This window comes from Aeromonas bestiarum (assembly GCF_028751155.1).
Lineage (GTDB): Bacteria > Pseudomonadota > Gammaproteobacteria > Enterobacterales > Aeromonadaceae > Aeromonas > Aeromonas bestiarum.
This window is the reverse complement of record NZ_CP064746.1, coordinates 3,407,820-3,427,695: the sequence shown is the minus strand read 5'-3', so window position 1 is coordinate 3,427,695 and position 19,876 is coordinate 3,407,820. Positions and strand designations below refer to the sequence as shown.

General features: G+C 62.9%; 20 protein-coding genes. 19 read left to right on the top strand and 1 reads right to left on the bottom strand.

Translation table 11 applies throughout. The features are described 5' to 3' along the window. Positions 1-98 precede the first annotated feature (98 nt). The 18 genes from IU367_RS15800 to IU367_RS15715 all read left to right on the top strand — a co-directional run bounded on the left by IU367_RS15800 (position 99) and on the right by IU367_RS15715 (position 18,847). A complete protein-coding gene (locus IU367_RS15800; protein WP_274452403.1) occupies positions 99-1,757 on the top strand; it encodes a sigma-54-dependent Fis family transcriptional regulator in 1,659 nt (552 codons plus the stop codon). 342 nt (positions 1,758-2,099) lie between these two features. Beyond that, a complete protein-coding gene (locus IU367_RS15795) occupies positions 2,100-3,410 on the top strand; it encodes a GGDEF domain-containing protein (RefSeq protein ID WP_172955398.1) in 1,311 nt (436 codons plus the stop codon). A gap of 136 nt (positions 3,411-3,546) precedes the next feature. Next, positions 3,547-3,957, top strand: a complete 411-nt coding sequence (locus IU367_RS15790) for a VOC family protein (protein WP_274452402.1) — start codon at positions 3,547-3,549, stop codon at positions 3,955-3,957. A gap of 102 nt (positions 3,958-4,059) precedes the next feature. Beyond that, positions 4,060-4,749, top strand: coding sequence for a phosphate regulon transcriptional regulator PhoB (gene phoB, locus IU367_RS15785; RefSeq protein ID WP_041206225.1), 690 nt, complete (start codon positions 4,060-4,062; stop codon positions 4,747-4,749). 8 nt (positions 4,750-4,757) lie between these two features. Beyond that, positions 4,758-6,053 (top strand): phosphate regulon sensor histidine kinase PhoR, encoded by a 1,296-nt coding sequence (gene phoR, locus IU367_RS15780; protein ID WP_274452401.1) that lies wholly within the window; start codon positions 4,758-4,760, stop codon positions 6,051-6,053. Positions 6,054-6,430: 377 nt separating this feature from the next. Beyond that, complete coding sequence (locus IU367_RS15775) at positions 6,431-7,405, top strand: PstS family phosphate ABC transporter substrate-binding protein (protein ID WP_017408555.1); 975 nt, start codon at positions 6,431-6,433, stop codon at positions 7,403-7,405. Positions 7,406-7,568: 163 nt separating this feature from the next. Continuing rightward, positions 7,569-8,375, top strand: a complete 807-nt coding sequence (locus IU367_RS15770; protein WP_103471359.1) for a M48 family metallopeptidase — start codon at positions 7,569-7,571, stop codon at positions 8,373-8,375. Next, the gene (locus tag IU367_RS15765) at positions 8,363-8,869 is read left to right on the top strand and encodes a GNAT family N-acetyltransferase (RefSeq protein ID WP_274452400.1); all 507 of its coding nucleotides are present in this window, start codon (positions 8,363-8,365) and stop codon (positions 8,867-8,869) included. Before IU367_RS15770 ends, IU367_RS15765 begins: the two co-directional genes overlap by 13 nt. A gap of 110 nt (positions 8,870-8,979) precedes the next feature. Beyond that, a complete protein-coding gene (locus tag IU367_RS15760; RefSeq protein WP_042867273.1) occupies positions 8,980-9,882 on the top strand; it encodes an ROK family protein in 903 nt (300 codons plus the stop codon). Between the two features lie 41 nt (positions 9,883-9,923). Beyond that, entirely contained in the window at positions 9,924-10,649 is a 726-nt protein-coding gene (locus IU367_RS15755; protein ID WP_241324428.1) for a copper homeostasis protein CutC, read from the top strand. A gap of 467 nt (positions 10,650-11,116) precedes the next feature. Further along, positions 11,117-11,728 (top strand): BamJ family beta-barrel-assembly machinery protein, encoded by a 612-nt coding sequence (locus tag IU367_RS15750; protein ID WP_043134579.1) that lies wholly within the window; start codon positions 11,117-11,119, stop codon positions 11,726-11,728. A 161-nt stretch (positions 11,729-11,889) separates the two neighbouring features. Beyond that, a complete protein-coding gene (locus tag IU367_RS15745) occupies positions 11,890-12,771 on the top strand; it encodes an ABC transporter ATP-binding protein (protein WP_274452399.1) in 882 nt (293 codons plus the stop codon). A 70-nt stretch (positions 12,772-12,841) separates the two neighbouring features. Beyond that, the gene (locus IU367_RS15740; protein WP_241279248.1) at positions 12,842-13,855 is read left to right on the top strand and encodes an ABC transporter permease; all 1,014 of its coding nucleotides are present in this window, start codon (positions 12,842-12,844) and stop codon (positions 13,853-13,855) included. Next, the gene (locus tag IU367_RS15735) at positions 13,852-14,166 is read left to right on the top strand and encodes a DUF2845 domain-containing protein (protein ID WP_043134583.1); all 315 of its coding nucleotides are present in this window, start codon (positions 13,852-13,854) and stop codon (positions 14,164-14,166) included. The genes IU367_RS15740 and IU367_RS15735 overlap by 4 nt, the downstream gene beginning before the upstream one ends. Positions 14,167-14,603: 437 nt before the next feature. Beyond that, on the top strand, positions 14,604-15,623 hold the full coding sequence (locus IU367_RS15730; RefSeq protein ID WP_043134584.1) for an amino acid ABC transporter substrate-binding protein: 1,020 nt from the start codon (positions 14,604-14,606) through the stop codon (positions 15,621-15,623). Between the two features lie 68 nt (positions 15,624-15,691). Further along, positions 15,692-16,879, top strand: coding sequence for an amino acid ABC transporter permease (locus IU367_RS15725; protein WP_274452398.1), 1,188 nt, complete (start codon positions 15,692-15,694; stop codon positions 16,877-16,879). Positions 16,880-16,888: 9 nt separating this feature from the next. Beyond that, positions 16,889-17,983, top strand: coding sequence for an amino acid ABC transporter permease (locus IU367_RS15720; protein ID WP_043134586.1), 1,095 nt, complete (start codon positions 16,889-16,891; stop codon positions 17,981-17,983). A gap of 120 nt (positions 17,984-18,103) precedes the next feature. Beyond that, a complete protein-coding gene (locus IU367_RS15715; RefSeq protein WP_043134587.1) occupies positions 18,104-18,847 on the top strand; it encodes an amino acid ABC transporter ATP-binding protein in 744 nt (247 codons plus the stop codon). Between the two features lie 108 nt (positions 18,848-18,955). Here IU367_RS15715 and IU367_RS15710 read toward each other — a convergent pair whose 3' ends face one another. Continuing rightward, positions 18,956-19,171, bottom strand: a complete 216-nt coding sequence (locus IU367_RS15710) for a DUF1107 domain-containing protein (protein WP_098984719.1) — start codon at positions 19,169-19,171, stop codon at positions 18,956-18,958. A 207-nt stretch (positions 19,172-19,378) separates the two neighbouring features. Here IU367_RS15710 and yfcD point away from each other — a divergent pair, with 207 nt between their 5' ends. After that, a complete protein-coding gene (yfcD, locus tag IU367_RS15705) occupies positions 19,379-19,861 on the top strand; it encodes an NUDIX hydrolase YfcD (RefSeq protein ID WP_172955396.1) in 483 nt (160 codons plus the stop codon). The last annotated feature ends 15 nt before the right edge of the window (positions 19,862-19,876 follow it).

Here is a 19,876-nt window from a genome sequence, read left to right as displayed (position 1 = left end):
TGGCCGTGACAGTCGTGCCGTTTGTGAACAGGAGGCGTGATGAGCGAGTCATCCACATTTGCCGGCCCCATGCGTGCCGTTTGTGAACAGGAGGCATGATGAGCGAGTTACCTCAATCCAGTCTCAGCCCCAGTCCGATCCAGCGTTCCTGGCAGCGCTGCCTGCATCAGGGCCTGCATCGCCAGCAGAGCGCCGAGCTGGATCTGCTGCCCCAGGGGGAGCTGTCGGCCCGCCAGGAGCAGCACAGGACGCTGATCGCCTGCTTCCAGCGCTTCGTGCTGCCGCTGTTTGCCCAGCTGCTGGCGGGCAGGCCCTGTCGCCTGCTGCTGTGTGACGGCGAGGGGGCCATACTGGCCGCCAGCGGTGACGACGGCTTCGCTCGCCACGCCGAGCGCATCTTTTTGCGCAGCGGCGCCCGCTGGGGGGAGGCGAGCAAGGGCACCAACGCCATCGGCACAGCGCTGGCCGAGCAGAGCGAGGTGCAGGTGCTGGGGTCCGAGCACTTCTTCGCCCAGCACAGCTTCCTCAGTTGCAGCGCCAGCCCCCTGCTCGGGCCGGACGGGCAATTGCTCGGGGTACTCGACATCTCCACCGATGCGGCCCACCACGACGGCGACATGCTGGGCACTGTGCGGCTGCTGGCCATGACGCTGGAAAACGCGCTGCTGGCGCGCCAGCCGGGCTGGCTGGTGGATCTCGATCCCCAGAGTCTCTGGTCCGCCCGTCTGCTGCTGGGGGAGGCGGGCGAGCTGCTCGGTGCCAACCGGGCCGGCCGGCTCTGGCTCGGCCAGCACCCCTTCGATGGCCGGCAGTTGCTGCGTGAACGCCGTGGCCTGCGGCTGGTGCCAGAGCCGGTTGTGGCGCCCCGGCAAATCGAGCAACCAGGGTCGGCACAGGTGCCGCTCAAGATGCTGGAACGGGGCATCTCGCTGCTCATCGAGGGGGAAACCGGCAGCGGCAAGGAGCACCTGGTGCGCGCCCTGCACCGCCAGTCGAGTCGGCAGGACAAGCCCCTGGTGTGCGTCAACTGCGGCGCCCTGCCGGCCGATCTGGTGGAGGCCGAGCTGTTTGGCTACGTGGGCGGGGCCTTCAGCGGTGCCCGCAGCCAGGGCAGTCAGGGCTATCTGCGCGCCGCCCACGGCGGCATCCTGATGCTGGATGAAATCGGCGAGTTGCCGCTGCTGGCCCAGACCCGGCTGCTGCGGGTGTTGCAGGAACGCAGCGTGACCCCGGTCGGCAGCCACAGACCCGAGCCTGTGGATTTCTGGCTGGTCAGCGCCAGCCACCGGGATCTGGCGGCCATGGTGCAGGCCGGCACGTTTCGCGAGGATCTCTATTACCGGATCTGCGGCTGGCGCCAGTCGCTGACACCGCTGCGGGCCTGGCCACGGGGCGAGCGCCTGGGATTGATCCAGCGGCTGCTGGCGGAGATGGACTCGGCGCTGCGCCTGACGGGTGATGCTGAGCAGCAACTGCTGGCTCACCCGCTGCCCGGCAACGTGCGCCAGCTCAAGCAGGCGCTGGAGGTGGCCTGCGTGCTGGCGGAGGGACAGGGCTGGATTACGCCCTCGCACCTGCATCTGCCCGCCGTATCGGCAGCACCCTCGTCGCAGGCGGGTACCCACACCTTGCGCCAGCAGAACCGGCTGCGGGTGCAGCAGACCCTGGCGGATTGCGGGGGCAACGTGAGCGAGGCGGCGCGCCAGCTCGGCATCAGCCGCACCACCCTCTACCGGACCCTGCGCGAGGGACCATGAGGGTGTTGTTGCTCACCATTTCCCTTGTGTAAGATGGGCCCATCAGGGCCCTTTTTATTTATTTCTCGTTATTTTTCCATGGCATGGAGTGCTCTATCCTGTGTTCACATCTGATTGGCAAGCGCGCGTCTCTCCGGGGGGCCGACCTGGCACCTCCCGGTTGACGCAGGACGGCCGCACCCGGGTGGTGCGCCTGATCCCGGGGCGAGCTCGGCCCTGTCCGCCGGTATCCGGCTGAGAAAATACCCTATGGCGCCCGTGTCGGCGCGTGTAATAACCAGGGATCCTGGCGCGCCGGATCCCCTGATATAGAGTCAGAGCCCCTAGTCGGGCGGAGCCTATATGACCCCTTCCTATTCTCGTCTGGCTAATGTGCTGTTCTGGGTATTGTTGGGATTGAGCCTGCTGGCGATCCTGCTGTTTGAATTCGGGCCCGATCGGCGGCTGGACATGGTGAGCAATGCCCGCCTGTCCGTCACGGCGCAGGATGACAGGGTCCACGGCGGCCAGTCTGTCACCACACTGCTGTCGGCCGGGGGCGGCTCGGCGCACCATGATGCGGTGGCGGAGAAACCCGCCATCGATTGCCAGCTGCGCGCCGGGTATGCCTTTCCGTTCTGCGAGCTGGTGCTGACCCTGACCGAGCCAGAGCGGGGGATCGATCTCTCCCGCTTCGACTGGGTGCGTATCCGGCTCAGGGTCGAGGGGGAGGGGCCCCAGATCTGGCGGCTCTACCTGCGCAACTATCACCCCGCCTATTCCAGGGCCGGGGATGCGTCGTCCCACAAGTTCAACGAGGTGATCTTCCGCCCCGATGATTACGGCCGGGTGCAGGATGTGCCGCTCAAGGTGTTCACCCCGGCCACCTGGTGGGTGCAGCAGTACAAGATACCGCTGGCGCAACAGGGGCCTGATCTGAGGCATGTCTATGCCGTCGAGCTGGCCTCCGGCATCGGCATGCAGCCCGGCCACTACCGGCTGGTGCTGGAACAGATGGAGTTTCATGGTCGCTGGGTGCAGCCGGGTTCCTTCTATCGTCCCCTGCTGTTGAGCTGGCTGGGCTATTGCCTGCTGCTGTTTCTGGTGCAACACCTGCTGATGCGGGATCGATTGCGCAAGGCCCGTGCGGCCAGGCTGGCGGCGGAGGCGCTCAGCCAGAGTCTGAGCGAAAAGACCCGGCGCACCGAGGAGGAGGCCAGGTACGATCCCCTGACCGGCGCCCTCAACCGGCTCGGCGGCAACAAGCTGCTGGCCGAGCTTGGCGAGATGCCGCTCTCTTTCATCTACATCGACATAGACCACTTCAAGCGGGTCAACGATGGCCACGGCCATCCGGTGGGGGACGAGGTGCTCAAGCATATGGTGAGCGAGGTGCTGCGCCACTGCGATAGCCTGTGCCGGCTGGTGCGCTGGGGCGGGGAGGAGTTCGTGCTGGTCTGCCTGCACTACGAGCAGGCCCGCGCCGAGGGGCTGGCAGAGCGGCTGCGAGTCGCCCTGGTGGCCTATCCGCACTGGCCGCTGGCGCTGCCCATCACGGCCTCGTTCGGGGTGGCGGAGCGGCGCGGGGATCCGCTGGAGCAGGCCCTCAAGCGGGCCGACGAGGCGCTCTACCAGGCCAAGAAACGGGGTCGCAACCGGGTCGAGGTGGCCTAGTTAGCAGGCCTGGTCAGTGGTGAAGCGCCCGCTCTGCGAGCGGGACATAGCGGCTGGAACCCAGGTCTTCCAGCCGCTATGATGCGCGCCAGCCGGGGCGTGAGCCCCCTTCATCCATCTGTTGAGGAGTATTTCCATGTCACAACACATAGGCGCCTTGGCCCTGCTGGTGGCCGACTATGACGAGGCCATCACCTTCTTCACCCAGGGGTTGGATTTTGCGCTGCTGGAAGACACGCCCCTCGACGAGCCGGGCAAACCGGGCAAGCGCTGGGTGCGGGTGGCGCCTGCCGGCGCGCCAGGCTCAGCGCTCTTGCTGGCCCGTGCCGCCACGCCGGAGCAGCAGGCCGCCATCGGTCAGCAGGGCGGTGGCCGGGTCTTTTTGTTCCTCGAGACCGACGACTTCTGGGGGGATTACCAGCGCATGCAGGCGTACGGTGTTCATTTTTGTGAACAGCCACGTAGCGAGCCATACGGCATGGTGGTGGTGTTCGAGGACATCAGTGGCAACCGCTGGGACCTGCTGCAACTCGCTGCTGCCAACTGAATCTGAAAACGTTTATCATCCCGCCTGTCATAAAGTCATAAAAGTGTCACAGAAAGTTCTAATAATTGGCGCACCCATCTTCACACAGGAGAGAGAAGGGATATGGCTAAGCGAATTCTGGTGGTCGAGGACGAAGCACCGATCCGCGAAATGCTCTGCTTCGTGCTCGAGCAAAAGGGATATGAGACGGTTGAAGCTGAAGATTACGCCGATGGACTGGCGAAGGTGCGCGAGCCTTACCCCGAACTCATCGTGCTGGACTGGATGATGCCCGGTGGCAGTGGCATCCAGTTCATCAAGCAACTCAAGCAGGATGAGGTGACCCGCCAGATCCCGGTGGTGATGCTGACCGCCCGCGGCGAGGAGGAGGACAAGGTGCGTGGTCTGGAGGCGGGTGCCGATGACTACATCACCAAGCCGTTCTCGCCCAAGGAGCTCACCGCCCGTCTGCATGCGGTGATGCGCCGCGTCTCTCCCACCTCGGTGGACGAGGTGATCGAGGTGCAGGGGCTCAAGCTGGACCCCGTTTCCCACCGGGTCAGCGCCGAGGAGAAGGCGCTCGACATGGGGCCGACCGAATTCAAGCTGCTGCACTTCTTCATGACCCACCCGGAGCGGGTCTACAGTCGCGAGCAGCTGCTCAACAATGTCTGGGGTACCAATGTGTACGTCGAGGACAGAACCGTGGATGTGCACATCCGTCGCCTGCGCAAGGCCATTGAAGAGACGGGGCACGATCGCTTGATCCAGACGGTGCGCGGCGCAGGCTATCGCTTCTCAACCCGTCTGTAGAGGACGTTATGTTGCAACCTTACGCCTGGCGGCGACAGTTGTGGCGGATGGCGTTTTTTTATGCGCCCTTCGTCTTGGTCGGCTGGTTGACGAATACCCTCACTCTTTGCCTGCTGGTGGCGACCGTGCTGCATCTGGGCTGGCACTATCGCTTCCAGAAGCGGCTGTCGGACTGGCTGTGGCACGATCGCAGCCTGGTGCCCCCCAACGGCAGCGGCAGTTGGGAGTACATCTTCAACGGCATCTACAAGTTGCAGCAGCGCCACCGTGCCCGGCGCCGCGAGCTGGCGGGCCTCATCCGCCGCTTTCGGGAAGGGGCAGAGGCTCTGCCCGATGCCGCCGTGGTGTTTCGCACCGACGGCAGCATCCTCTGGTGCAACCGGCTGGCGGAGCAGCTGCTCGGTTTTCGCTGGCCGGAAGACGCCGGTCAGCACATAGGCAACCTCATTCGCAATCCCGCCTTCGGCGCCTATCTGAACAAGGGGCAGTATGACGAACCGTTCGAGATGACCTCGCCCATCAACGAGGAGAAGTTTCTCGAGTTTCGGATCATGCCCTACGCCGAGGATCAGGCCATGCTGGTGGTGCGGGACGTCACCCGGCTGCGCAGCCTGGAGAAGACCCGCAAGCACTTCGTCTCCAACGTCTCCCACGAACTGCGCACGCCGCTCACCGTGCTCAAGGGCTATCTGGAGATGACCGAAGAGCCGCCGCCCCCCGCCCTGTGGGCCAAGGCGCACAGGGTGATGATGGAGCAGACCATCCGCATGGACAATCTGGTCAATCAGTTGCTCACCCTGTCGCGCATCGAGGCGGCCCCCTCGGTGGATCTCTCCCACCTGGTGGACATGCCCGCCATGCTGGGGCTGCTGGAGCAGGAGGCGCGGGCGCTGTCGGGGGAGCGGGCGCACCAGATCGAGTTCAGCGTGCAGCCCAATCTGTTCGTGCGCGGGGATCAGGATCAGCTGCGCAGCGCCGTCTCCAACCTGGTCTACAACGCCATTCACTACACCCCGGCGGAGCGCAAGATCAGCGTGGAGTGGCGCAAGCAGGGGGCCATGGCGCTGTTTGTGGTGCAGGACGAGGGGGAGGGGATCCCGCCCGAGCATCTGGCGCGGCTCACCGAGCGCTTCTATCGGGTGGACCGGGCCCGCTCGCGCCACACGGGTGGCTCCGGGCTGGGGCTCGCCATCGTCAAGCACGCCTTGAGTCATCACGATGCCCAGCTCGATATCGAGAGCCGGGTCGGCCTCGGCAGCCGTTTCAGCTTCCTCATTCCGGCCCGCATGGTGGTGTTGAAATAGTCTTTTTCGGCAATGGGTTAGCAGTGCAGAGAGGGCGGCGACAGCGGCCCTCTTTTCATTTGCTCACAAGCCTCGCCATGTCATTAAAGTGTCACATTAAATCCATAAATTTGTCACTGCCAGGTCAGATACTGGCGCCGTCTTGAGAACGGACCTGTCGCCGACTTGGCGCAGGCAGAGTACGAAACGCGACCAGCCGATCGCTGTGCTCGGGATGCTACCACTTTCGGCCTCAGATTGACGATTGCCTTCTGCCACCGCTGGACTGGGGGAAGAGGGCATGAAATGACACTCAGCGAATCGCTCGGCGTGACCGACGGTGCGCCAAGTTAACCCGTGTTTTGATGGACTGCGTTCTGCAACCTTGGAGAGATTGGATGAAACTCAACAAACTGGCTGGTGTAATCGGATTCACCGCAGCTACCCTGTTTTCCGTCAGCACCCTGGCTGCCGGTGTGGATAAAAACCTGCCGGATTACACTCCGACCAGCGGCATCTCGGGCAACCTGTCCTCTGTCGGCTCGGACACCCTGGCCAACATGATGACCCTGTGGGCCGAAGAATTTAAGCGCATGTACCCCAACGTCAACGTGCAGATCCAGGCTGCCGGCTCCTCTACCGCCCCGACAGCACTGACCGAAGGTGTCGCCCAGTTCGGCCCCATGAGCCGCGCCATGAAGTCCGGCGAGGAAGAGGCGTTCGAGAAGCGCTACGGCTACAAGCCTACCGCCATCCGCGTCGCGGTCGATGCCCTGGCCGTGTTCGTCAACAAGGACAACCCCATCAAGGGGCTGACCATGCCGCAACTGGATGCCATCTTCTCCAGCACCCTCAAGTGCGGCGAAGCCAAGGCCGCCACCAAGTGGGCCGATCTGGGTCTGGATGGCAACTGGTCCTCCAAGGATCTGCAGCTGTTCGGTCGCAACTCTGTGTCCGGTACCTACGGTTACTTCAAGGAACACGCCCTGTGCAACGGTGACTTCAAGAGTGGCGTGAACGAGCAGCCGGGTTCTGCCTCAGTGGTGCAGTCCGTCTCCTCTTCCCTGAACGGTATCGGCTACTCGGGCATCGGTTATGTCACCTCGGGTGTGCGCGCCGTACCGCTCTCCAAGGATGGCAAGACCTTCATCGAAGCGAGCGCCGACAACGCCATTACCGGCAAGTACCCGCTGTCGCGCTTCCTGTACGTTTACGTGAACAAGCACCCGAACAAGCCGCTCTCCCCGATGGAGCAAGAGTTCCTGAAGATGGTGCTCTCCAAGGCGGGCCAGAACATAGTGGCCAAAGATGGCTACGTACCTGTACCGGCCAAGGTGGTCGAAGCCGACCTGAAGAAACTGGGCATAATGTAAGCCGGTTTCCTCTGCAACACGGGCCCCGCGGGGCCCGTTTTCTTTTTGAGTGGATCTACAATGACGACATGTGACCGCTTTCGCCGAACAGCGTGATCTGTCGACTTGCGCCGGACGCCCGCATTTCCGAAAATAGGGCATCTTTATGGTGAAGGACACCTCCATGACATCTCCCCTGTTCAAGCTCGGCCTGGCGGCACTCTGTTCCACCCTGCTGGCCAGCTGTGCCCAGTCTCCTACCGGCCGCAGCCAGATGCTGCTGTTCTCGCCCCAGCAGATGAGCCAGCTGGGGGCCGACTCCTTCGAGCAGATGAAGAAGCAGGAGAAGGTGAGCAAGGATGCCAGGATCAATGCCTATGTCTCCTGTGTCGCCAAGGCGGTGACAGCCCAGGTGCCGAGCCAGTACGGCATCACCAGCTGGGAGGTGGTGGTGTTTGACTCCAAGCAGGTCAACGCCTTCGCCCTGCCCGGCGGCAAGATCGGGGTCTACAGCGGCCTGCTCAAGGTTGCCAAGAATCAGGATCAGCTCGCCACCGTCATAGGCCACGAGTTGACCCACGTGCTGGCCCAGCACTCCAACGAACGACTCTCCCGCAGCCAGCTGACCGGTCTCGGTCTGGCGGCGGCCGACATCGCCATGGGCAGCAGCGAGTATCGCGGCGCCACCATGGCGGCGCTGGGGCTCGGGGTCGAGGTGGGGGTCATGCTGCCCTATGGCCGCGAGCAGGAGAGCGAGGCGGACCGCCTCGGTCTGGATCTGATGGCCCGCGCCGGCTTCAATCCCGCCGAGGCCGTTCCCCTGTGGCAGAACATGAGCGCGGCCGCCGGTGGCAAGGCGCCGCCGCAACTGCTCTCCACCCACCCCAGCAACGAGACCCGGATCGCCGAGCTGCAGGCCCAGCAGGCTGAAGCTATGCCGCTCTACGAACAGGCCCGCGCCTCCGGTCTGGTGCCCCAATGCAAGGCATGAGCTTGCGCATGGCGCGGCCCGATGACGCGCCTGCCATGACGGTGATGCAGCGGGCCAGCTGGCTCGCGGCCTATGGCAAGGTGCTCGGTGCCGACATGCTGGCCCAGCTTTCGGTGACCGAGCACCTGCAGATCTGGCAGAGCCGGCTCGCCGAATCCGGCCCCAGGCCCATGCTGCTGTGCCAGGACGAGGTGGTCATAGGCCTGCTCTACTGGCAGCTCGTGCTGGATGGCACAGAGCCGAACGCCCTGATCCGCGCCTTTTACCTGCATCCCGATCACTGGCGCCAGGGCCATGGCAAGCGGCTGTGGCAGGCGGTGGCCATGCAGATGCGTCGCGCCGGCTGCGACAGCGTCAGATTGTGGCTGCTCGATGGCAACCGGATCGGCGAGGGGTTTTACCTGAGGCGCGGCTTCGTCTTCGACGGCCAGGCACGCACCCTGATGAGCCTTGGCCAGGCTTGCCTGCAACGGCAAATGTTCCGTTTGCTTTGATCTCTCTCCCATTTTTCGCCCCCGGTCACTTTATTTTTTTTGCGAATTAATACAATGTGCTGCTCTGGACAGGCTGAGGTGAGGTGACTCACCGACAAGGGAGTGTGGGCATGTATTACGGCTTTGATATTGGTGGCACCAAGATAGCGTTCGCCGTGTATGACGGCGCCTTGAACCTCTGCCATGAGGAGCGCATGAGCACGCCCGGCAACGATTACGAGGGGCTGCAGCAGCTCATCCGTGACCGGGTCGAACAGGCGGACGCCCGTTTCGGCGCGAGAGGCGCAGTGGGCATCGGCTTTCCCGGCATCCTCAATCGGCACGATCACAGCATAGTGGCGGCGAACCTGCCCTCCATCAATGGTCGCCATCTGGGCGCCGATCTGGCCGAGCTGCTGGGTCGACCGGTCAAGGTGGACAACGATGCCAACTGCTTCCTCTGGTCGGAAGTGCACCAGGGGGCGGCGGCCGGGGCCGACAGCGCGCTGGGGGTCACCATAGGCACCGGCATCGGCGGCGCCGTCTATCTGGCGGGCAAGCTGATCCAGGGCCGCAACTGGCTGGCGGGGGAGATAGGTCACTATCCGCTGCCGGCCACCATGCTGATGAAGTATCCCGACCTGCCTCGTCCCCGTTGTGGCTGTGGTCGCCTGGTCTGTTTTGAAACCTATGCATCCGGCACCGGGCTGGAGCGGCTCTATCACCATTTTCATGGCCAGCGTGCCAGTGGTCACCAGATAGTGGGGCGCTTCGAGGCCCATGAGCCCCATGCGGTGGCCACGGTCGACTGCTGGCTCGAGATCATGGCCGCGGGGCTCGCGACCGCCATCTCCGTGGTTGATCCCGAGGTGGTGGTGCTGGGAGGCGGCTTGAGCGGCCTGCCTGCCCTGTACCAACAGCTGCCGCTGCGCCTGCCCGGCCATCTGCTGCCCGGTGTCGCCCTGCCCGAGATCCGCCAGGCCCGCTTCGGTGGCGCCGGCGGGGTGCGCGGCGCGGCCTTGCTCAATTTATGAGATCAGATGTGCTGTCTGATCTCTCCAATAAAGGAGTCATCATGACCCGTCTTGAAATTTGTATCGACAACCTAGAATCCCTGTTCACCGCCCAACAAGCCGGCGCGGATCGCATCGAGCTCTGCTCTGCGCTGGGGCTGGGTGGCCTGACCCCTTCTTATGGCTTCATGCAGCTGGCCGCGCGCCACGCCAGCGTCCCCGTCTACGCCATGATCCGCCCCCGCGCCGGGGACTTTTGCTTCAGCGCCGCCGAGTTTGAACTGATGCTGCTGGATATCGCCGCCGCCCGCGCCGCCGGGTTGCAGGGGGTGGTGATCGGCCTGCTGGATCAAGAGGGGCGGGTGCCCGCCGACCCGCTGCGCCAGCTGGTGGACGCGGCCGGGCCGCTCGGCGTCACCTTCCATCGCGCCATCGACCTCTCATCCGACTGGCGGCTGGATCTGGAGACCATAGTCGCGGCCGGCTGCGAGCGCATCCTGAGCTCGGGTCATGCGCCGACCGCGCTGGCGGGGCTGGAGACACTGCAGGCCATGCAGCAGGCCCTGGCGGGCCGTGCCAGCCTGATGCCGGGTGCCGGGGTCAATGCCGACAACGTGCGCACCATACTGGAGTTCACCGGGGTGAGCGAGGTGCACATGTCCGGCATGGGCTGGCGTGGCGGCATGGTGCCCCATGGCGTTAACATGGGCACCTCGGACGATGGTCGCGTCAATATCACCGACGGTGCCAAGGTAGCGGCGGTGCGGGCTTTGCTGGATCGCTCCTGAGCAAGGGAAGCGGTGCGGCGGCATGGTGTCTCTCCATACGGGGTCAACATGGACACCTCTGATGACGGCGGGGTCAATATCACCGACGGCGCCAAGGTAGCGGCGGTGCGGGCTTTGCTGGATCGCTCCTGAGCAAGGGAAGCGGTGCGGCGGCATGGTGTCTCTCCATACGGGGTCAACATGGGCACCATCGGACGATGGTCGTGTCAATATCACCGACGGGACCAAGGTAGCGGCGGTGCGGGCCCTGCTGGATCGCGCTGATACCACAGCAAGTGAGGTTTGAGTCCAGAGGTTCAGTACGCCATTGTGGCTGACAGGATCGCCGCCGATGGGCGGCGATCCTGCTCTTCTTGTGTGAAGTTCCTCCCACGGGCGGGGAAATCAGGGTCGCCGCCGGCAGCACCTCGCCAAAAAGTCTGATATTATCCCGCCTCTTTATTACTTGGATCTGGAGCAACATCTCAATGTCCCAATACGACTCTATCGAACAGAAGGCCAGCTATGGCATCGGCCGCAACATGGGTGATCAGCTGGCGCAGCAAGCCTTCGCCGGTCTGGATATCCCGGCCCTGCAACAAGGTCTGGCAGATGCCCTGAATGGTCTGGAGTTCGCGGTCAGCCGTGACGATATCAATGATGCCTTCCAGGTGATCACAGCTCGCATGCAGGAAGAGCAGGAAGCCGTTGCCAAGGCTGCCGCCGCCGATGGCGAAACCTTCCTGGCCGACAACGCCAAGCGTGCCGACGTCAAGGTGACCGATTCCGGTCTGCAATACGAAGTCATGGTAGAAGGCAACGGCGCCGTGCCGGTGGCCGGTCAGTCCGTGCGCGTGCACTACCACGGTACCTTCACCCACGGTGGCGTGTTCGACAGCTCGGTCGCCCGTGGCGAGCCGGCCGAATTCCCGGTGACTGGCGTCATTGCCGGCTGGGTTGAAGCGCTGCAGCTGATGCCGGTTGGCTCCAAGTGGAAGCTCTACATTCCGCAGGATCTGGCCTATGGTGCCCGTGGTGCCGGTTCCATCCCGCCCTACTCAGCGCTGGTATTCGAAGTGGAGCTGCTGGACATTCTGTGATCCGGCTGGCTTGACCACGCAAAGTAAACGGCGACCCCAGGGTCGCCGTTTCTGTTTGAGGCGCCCCCGTCTGGCGAGCCCTCGTCGATAGACAATGTGCCTTTGCGGGGGATTTGGATATAGTCAGGGCTTGGCGTTCCCGGTCACTCTGGAAAACACGCATGGCTGCCATCATAGAAGTCATTGATCTCATCAAGCACTTTCCCGGCGTCAAGGCGGTGGATGGGCTCAGCTTCGCCATTCCCGCCGGTTGCTGTTTCGGCCTGCTCGGCCCGAACGGAGCAGGCAAGACCACCACCATAGAGCTGCTGGAGGGGATCCTGACCCCGGACCGCGGCCAGATCCTGTTTCACGGCGCCCCCCGCGGCCCCGATTACCGCTCCCGCATCGGCATCCAGTTTCAGCACACGGCGCTGCAGGATTTTCTGACGGTGCGCGATACCCTGCACCTGTTTGCCAGCCTCTATCCCAATCCCTTGCCTCAGGCGCAGCTCATCGAACTGTGCGCCCTTGGCGAGTTCATCGACAGAGACAGCCGCAAGCTCTCCGGCGGCCAGCGTCAGCGCCTGCTGCTGGCGCTGGCCCTGCTCGGCGACCCCGAGCTGCTGTTTCTGGATGAGCCTACCACTGGGCTGGATCCCCAGGCGCGCCACCACTTCTGGCAGCGCATCGAGGCGATCAAGGCCCAGGGCAAGACGGTGGTGCTCACCACCCATTACATGGACGAGGCGCAGCAACTGTGCGATCGCATCGCCATCGTCGATCACGGCCATCTGCTCAGTCTGGATACCCCGGCCGCCCTGCTGGCCCGCCACTTCGATGGGGTGCTGGTGCGTCTGCCGGATCATCCGGTCCTCGCCAGCCTGGGCTATCCGCTCTTGCCTCACGGTGATCAGGTTGAGCTGACGTGCCCAGATGTGGCGCTCCTGTTGCCGCAACTGCTGAACCTGGGGGTGCCGCTGACCGGCATGCAGGTGCGATCCCCCAACCTGGAAGATCTCTTCTTGCACCTGACCGGCCATAGCCTGAGGAGTGGCGCATGAACGCAGTCATGACGTGCCGTGTCGCGGCGCGCTGCTATCCGCGTGCCTTGCGGTGGCCGAGGAGCGGAACATGAAGGGGGCCAGCAAGCGGATCGGTGCGCTCTTTTATGCCCGCAACCTGGAGTTTGTGCGCGACAGGGCGGCCCTGGTGTGGAACCTGGCCTTCCCGCTGCTGCTGGTGGTAGGTTTCTCCCTCATCTTCTCCGGCCCGCCCAAGCCGCTGGTGCAGATGGGCGTGGTAGGTGAACTGCCCGTGACCTACGCCCCCCTGAAGGCCATTCCGCTGCTCAAGCTCATCCCCTATGACGACGAGCGCAAGGGTCAGCTCAAGGTACGCCATCATCAGCTGGATCTGCTGCTCTCGCCCGGATCGGACCGTTACTGGGTCAACCCGGACGCCGGTCAGGGCGCCATGGCCGAATACCTGTTGCGCCAGGCGATCTCCCGGCCGCTGGTGAAGGAGACCCTGAGCGGGCAGGCGATCCGCTACGGGGACTGGCTGCTGCCCGGGGTGATCGGCATGAACCTGATGTTTTCCGGCCTGTTCGGCGTCGGCTTCGTCATAGTCCGCTATCGCAAGAACGGTGTGCTCAAGCGGCTGAGGGCCACGCCGCTCTCTGCCGCCGAGTTTCTCTGCGCCCAGTTGCTGTCGCGTATTGTGATCACCCTGGTGGTGAGCCTGCTGGTGTTTCTGGTAGCGTACTGGCTGCTTGGCGTGCCCCTGCTCGGCTCCGGCTGGTTGCTGCTGCTGATCGCCCTGGCGGGCGGGGCGGCCATGGCGTCGCTGGGCTTGCTCATCGCCGCCCGCATCCAGAACGAGGAGCTGGCGAGCGGCCTGCTCAACGTCATCAGCATGCCCATGATGTTCCTCTCCGGGGTCTGGTTCTCGCTGGAAGGGGCGCCGGTCTGGCTGCAACAGCTGGCGGCCTGGCTGCCACTCAGCCAGATCATCACGGCGGCCCGCGCCGTCATGCTGGAGGGAGCCGGCTGGGCCGAGGTGGCCGCGCCGCTGGGCTGGATCCTGTTGTTTACCCTCTGTTGTCTCACCCTGGGCAGTGCCCTGTTTAAATGGAATAGCCAATGAAGCGACATCTGAATCTGGGGGCCGTCCTGGCCCTGCTGTTACTGAGCATACCGGCTAGCGCCGATGCGATGCGTTGCAAGAATGCCCTCATCACCGAAGGGGACAGTACCGCCGAGATGCTGCTCAAGTGTGGTGAGCCCATGTTGCGCGAGGAGCTCAGCCGCAACGAGGAGAACCAGTTTGGCAATCTGGTGCAGGTCAAATATGGCGAGCGCTGGACCTACAACTTCGGCAAGAACGAGTTCATGCGCTTCGTCACTGTGCGCAACGGCATAGTCACCGACATCGAGAATGGCCCGCGCGGCGAATGAATCCGCTTGTCCCCTCAGGTTTTCACCCCTTGTTCGACCGGTCAGGGGCGCTTCGATGAAGGGGGTCTGGCCGTGATGCCAGCGCCAGGATCGGGCTGTCCAGGAGCGGGCAGCCCGATCAAAACCCGATATTAATGAAATAGTTAACAACCTATACGCTGCCCCATGCTTGTGCAGGCCCATTTTGCCTAAAAAATAATCCACCCGGTATGGGCGGGTCATTTCAGTATGCTATTTTGTCGATAAGGGTCTATTTTTTATTCATAAGGTGTATATCGACCCATTCAAACATTTTGTGCTGCTGCACCAGAAACGGGCTTGGTTGCACCGATTGACAGGTTTTTGGCTGGCTGGATAAGCTGCGAAAAAGCAGGAAAAGCTGTGGCATCTTGCAGGGTTTGGGTGCCAATTTGAATCAAACCACAGGGAAGAGTGACATGAAGCAGATACACAAGGCGGGTATGGTGATAGTGCTGTCGCTGGCGGCAGCGAATGCCTGGGCAGACGGCACCCTGGATGCGGTCAAGAAGAAGGGGTTCGTGCAGTGCGGGGTCGGCGATGGGCTGCCCGGTTTCTCCAACCCGGATGCCAAGGGCACCTGGACGGGTCTGGACGTGGACGTCTGCCGCGCCGTGGCTGCCGCCGTGCTGGGGGATGCCGGCAAGGTCAAATATGTCTCTCTCACCGCCAAGGAGCGCTTCACCGCCTTGCAATCGGGGGAAGTGGATCTGCTGTCGCGCAACACCACCTGGACTTTGACCCGGGACGGTTCGCTTGGCCTGACCTTCGCCGGGGTGAACTACTACGACGGCCAGGGCTTCCTGGTCAACAAGTCCCTCGGGGTCAAGAGCGCCAAGGAGCTGGATGGTGCCGCGGTCTGCATCCAGTCAGGTACCACGACCGAGCTCAATCTGGCGGACTATTTCCGTGCCAACGGCGGCATGAAATATACCCCTGTGGTGTTCGATACCTCGGATCAGACCGTCAAGGGGTTCGAAGCGGGTCGCTGCGACGTGCTGACCTCGGATCAGTCCCAGCTCTACTCTCTCAAGATCAAGCTGACCAAACCGGATGAGGCCGTGGTGCTGCCTGAAGTCATCTCCAAGGAGCCGCTGGGCCCGGCGGTGCGGCAGGGGGATGATCAGTGGTTCAAGGTGGTGCGCTGGAGTCTCTACGCCATGCTCAATGCCGAGGAAGCTGGCGTGACCAGCGCCAATGTGGACGAGATGCTCAAATCCACCAATCCGGACATACGCCGTCTGCTGGGGCTGGAAGAGCCCAAGGGCAGTGTGCTGGGGCTGGATGACAAGTGGGCCTACAACATAGTCAAGCAGGTCGGCAACTATGGCGAGTCGTTCGATCGCAACGTGGGGAGCGGTTCGCCCCTCAAGATAGATCGCGGCATCAACGCACTCTGGAACAAGGGTGGCCTGATGTACGCCCCCCCTATTCGCTGAGTCAATGATCGCCCGGGGGGCCTGGCCCCCCATTTTCCCCTTGCCCTGGCTTTGTCGGAGTCATCCTCATGGCGCTGCACGCATCAAACCACAGGAAGGAACAGGGCCGCTGGTGGTATGACGCCAAGGTGCGGGCGCTGATCTTCCAGTGCCTGACCATAGCGGCCGTTATGGCGTTCCTGTTCTACATCATCAACAATGCCCTGACCAATCTGGCGACCCGTGGTATCACCACAGGCTTCGATTTTCTGGGCAACACGGCCGGGTTCGGCATACTGCAGAGCCTGATCCCCTACGACGAAACCTATACCTTCGGCCGCACCTTCGTGGTCGGCCTGCTCAATACCCTGCTGGTGTCGATGCTCGGCATTCTGTTTGCCACTCTGCTCGGCTTCGTGCTCGGGATCGCTCGCCTGTCGAGTAACTGGCTGGTGGCCAAGATTGCCACCGTCTATATCGAAACCTTTCGCAATATTCCGCTGCTGCTGCAGATCTTCTTCTGGTACTTCTCTGTGCTGCGCACCCTGCCATCGCCGCGCCAGAGTGTGGAGCTGGGTGAGCTTGCCTTCCTCAATGTGCGCGGTCTTTATCTCCCCAGGCCCCTGTTCGAGGACGGCTTCGGCTATGTGTTGTGGGCCCTGCTGCTGGCCTTGTTGCTGAGCTGGGGTCTGCGGCGCTGGTCGCGTCGGCGCCAGGAGTTGATCGGCAAGATATTCCCGGTCTGGCGCTGCTCGGCAGGGCTGGTGATCCTGCTGCCCTGCATTACCTTCCTGCTGGCGGGGAGTCCGCTCTCCTGGAGCATACCTGTCCTGCAGGGGTTCAACTTCCGGGGCGGATTGACAGTGCTGCCCGAACTGGCGGCCCTGCTGCTGGCGCTGACCATCTACACGGCGGCCTTCATCGCCGAGATAGTGCGCTCCGGCATTCTGGCCATCAGCAAGGGCCAGACGGAGGCTGCGTCCGCGCTGGGGTTGTCAGCCAGCAAGACCCTGCGGCTGGTGGTCATTCCACAGGCGATGCGGGTCATCATTCCGCCGCTGACCAGTCAGTACCTGAACCTCACCAAGAACTCCTCGCTGGCCACCGCCATCGGCTATCCGGATCTGGTCTCTGTGTTCATGGGCACCACCCTCAACCAGACAGGGCAGGCCATCGAGGTGATCGCCATGACCATGGGCGTCTATCTCATCATCAGCATCTCGACGTCAGTCCTGATGAACATCTACAACCGCAGAATGACGCTGGTCGAGCGCTAGGGAGTCGCCATGTTCGTGAACGAGTTGCAAGAAGCGCTGCCGCCGCCCAACCGCCGCCGGGGCGTCCTCGCCTGGCTCAGGCAGAACCTGTTCCCCAACTGGTGGAACGGCCTGCTGACCCTGGTGCTGGCCTATCTGTTGCTGCCGGCTCTCTGGTCGGCGTTGGACTGGGCGCTGTTCTCGGCCAGCTGGCAGGGGAGCAGCCGCGCCGACTGCGTGCAGGGCGGTGCTTGCTGGATCTTCATCGAGAGCCGGCTGGGGCAGTATCTCTACGGTTTCTACCCCGGGGATCAGTATTGGCGCATCAACCTGGCCTTCGTCGGGCTGGCCGTACTGCTGGCCTTGCTGATCTGGCCGCGCACCCCGCGCAAGGGCTGGTTGGCGCTCTTTACCCTGCTGGTGTTTCCCGTCATCGCCTTCCTGCTGATCCACGGCGGGGCCGGTCTCGAGGTGGTGGAAACCAACCGCTGGGGCGGCTTGATGCTGACCCTGGTGCTGGCGGTGGTGGGCATAGCGGTCGCCCTGCCATTCGGCATCCTGCTGGCGCTGGGGCGTCGCTCCCACATGCCGGTCATCGCCAGCCTCTCCACCGTCTATATCGAGTTCTGGCGCGCCGTGCCGCTCATTACCGTGCTCTTCATGGCGTCCGTCATGCTGCCGCTGTTCATGACCAGCGAGGTGGAGCTGGACAAGCTGCTGAGGGCGCTCATCGGCATCATATTATTCCAGGCCGCCTATGTGGCGGAGGTGGTGCGAGGGGGGCTGCAGGCGATCCCCAAGGGGCAGTACGAGGCGGGTGAGGCGCTGGGACTCTCCTACTGGAAGGTGATGGGCCTCATCATCATGCCGCAGGCCCTCAAGATCACCATTCCCTCCCTGGTGAATACCTTTATCTCCTTGTTCAAGGACACCAGTCTGGTGCTGATCATAGGCCTGTTCGATCTGCTCGCCATCTCCAAGGTGGCGCTGGCGGATCCGGCCTGGCTGGGCTTTTCCACCGAGGCTTATGTGTTTATTGCCATGATCTTCTGGATGTTCTGTTTCGGCATGTCCCGTTACTCCATCTATCTGGAGCACAAGCTCAACACGGGTCACAAGCATTAGGAGTGGTTTCAAGATGACAACGGATACCCTGGCGGCACTCAAGGACGCCAATCACCCGCAGCATGACGCCTTGCCTATGCTGCAGATGGAACAACCACCCATAGCGGGAGTGACTTCAAAATGACAATGGATCCTGTGGTTGCCCTCAAGGACGTCAACAAATGGTACGGCGATTTTCACGTGCTGCGTAACATCAACCTGCAGGTCGGCAAGGGGGAGAAGATAGTCATCTGCGGCCCTTCCGGTTCGGGCAAGTCCACCATGATCCGCTGTATCAACCGGCTGGAGGAGCACCAGAGCGGTGACATCCTGGTCAAGGGCACGGCGCTCACCTCGGATCTCAAGAACATAGAGATGGTGCGCAAAGAGGTGGGCATGGTGTTCCAGCACTTCAACCTCTTCCCCCACCTGACTGTGCTGGAGAACTGTTGCCTGGCGCCCATCTGGGTCAAACAGCTGCCACGCAGGGAAGCCGAGGAGATCGCCATGACCTTCCTGCGCCGGGTCAGGATCCCGGAGCAGGCCCTCAAGTACCCGGGTCAGCTCTCCGGCGGCCAGCAGCAGCGGGTGGCCATAGCCCGCAGCCTCTGCATGAACCCTCAGGTCATGCTGTTTGACGAGCCGACCTCGGCGCTGGATCCCGAAATGGTGCGCGAGGTGCTGGATGTGATGGTGGAGCTGGCCCATGAGGGCATGACAATGCTCTGCGTCACCCACGAGATGGGGTTTGCCAAGCAGGTGGCGGATCGGGTGATCTTCATGGACCGCGGCCAGATCATTGAGGAGAACGTGCCGGATCAGTTCTTCGACCATCCCCAGTCGGAGCGCACCAAGCTGTTCCTCTCCCAGATCCTGCAGCATTGAGTACAGACCCGGCGTGATAATGTCCGATAAAAAATGGCCCGCACGCTCGGTGAGCGGCGGGCAAAGACGTGTATGGAAGCAGACTACAAACAGAAAGGACTATGGAAGTTACCCCAACAGCAGGTTGACGTGACGCAGGCCGCGAACCTCCAGATTGATCTGCCGGGCCAGACTCAGGGTCTGACGGCAGGTCAGGCTCTCCAGATTGATCTCTCCGCCGCTGAATTCGAACCGCCCCAGCGCCTCCACCATGAAGCTGCCGTGATGGAAGCTCTTGATGTGGCGGGCAATCTGGCGGGGAGACAAGTTCTTGAACACCTTCATCACAAAACACCTGTTGCTTGGACAGGGCACACTATGCCGTCGCCGGATGACACTGATGTGACAGTTGGTGGAGGTTTGTATGAATCCTTAATTCGGCATCGCCGCATGGGAAAATCTGCTGGTACGGGTTGAAAAAGTGCTGCCATGACAAGCCCTTGCCCCGATATACTGCGGGCAGTTGAACGACATGAGCGAAAGGGCCTGCACGTGGAATGGGTGGATGTGGTGGATGCGGATAACCGGGTGATCGGCGTTGCCGAGCGGGCCAGGGTGCGGCGGGAGAACCTCTGTCACCGGGCAAGCTATATCCTGGTGCTCGACGAGGAGGAGCGCATCCTGGTGCAGCGTCGCACCCTCAGCAAGGATTTCTGCCCCGGCATGCTGGATGCCTGCGCCGGCGGCGTGGTGACCACGGGCGAGCAGATGGAACCCGCTGCCCGCCGCGAGCTGGCCGAGGAGCTGGGCATTCAGGGCATTCCCCTGCAGGACTTAGGGTCCTTTTATGCCGAGGGGGAAGGCTACCGGGTCTGGGGTGGCCTCTACAGCTGTCATTATCAGGGGCCGCTGCGCTTGCAGGCCGAAGAGGTGAGCGAGGTGCACTGGATGAGCCAGGCCGAGATCGCCGCCCGCGCCGCCGAATTCACCCCAGACTCCCTGCTCGCCATCGCCACCTGGCAGGCGAGACGCTGACACTTCTCAGATGTT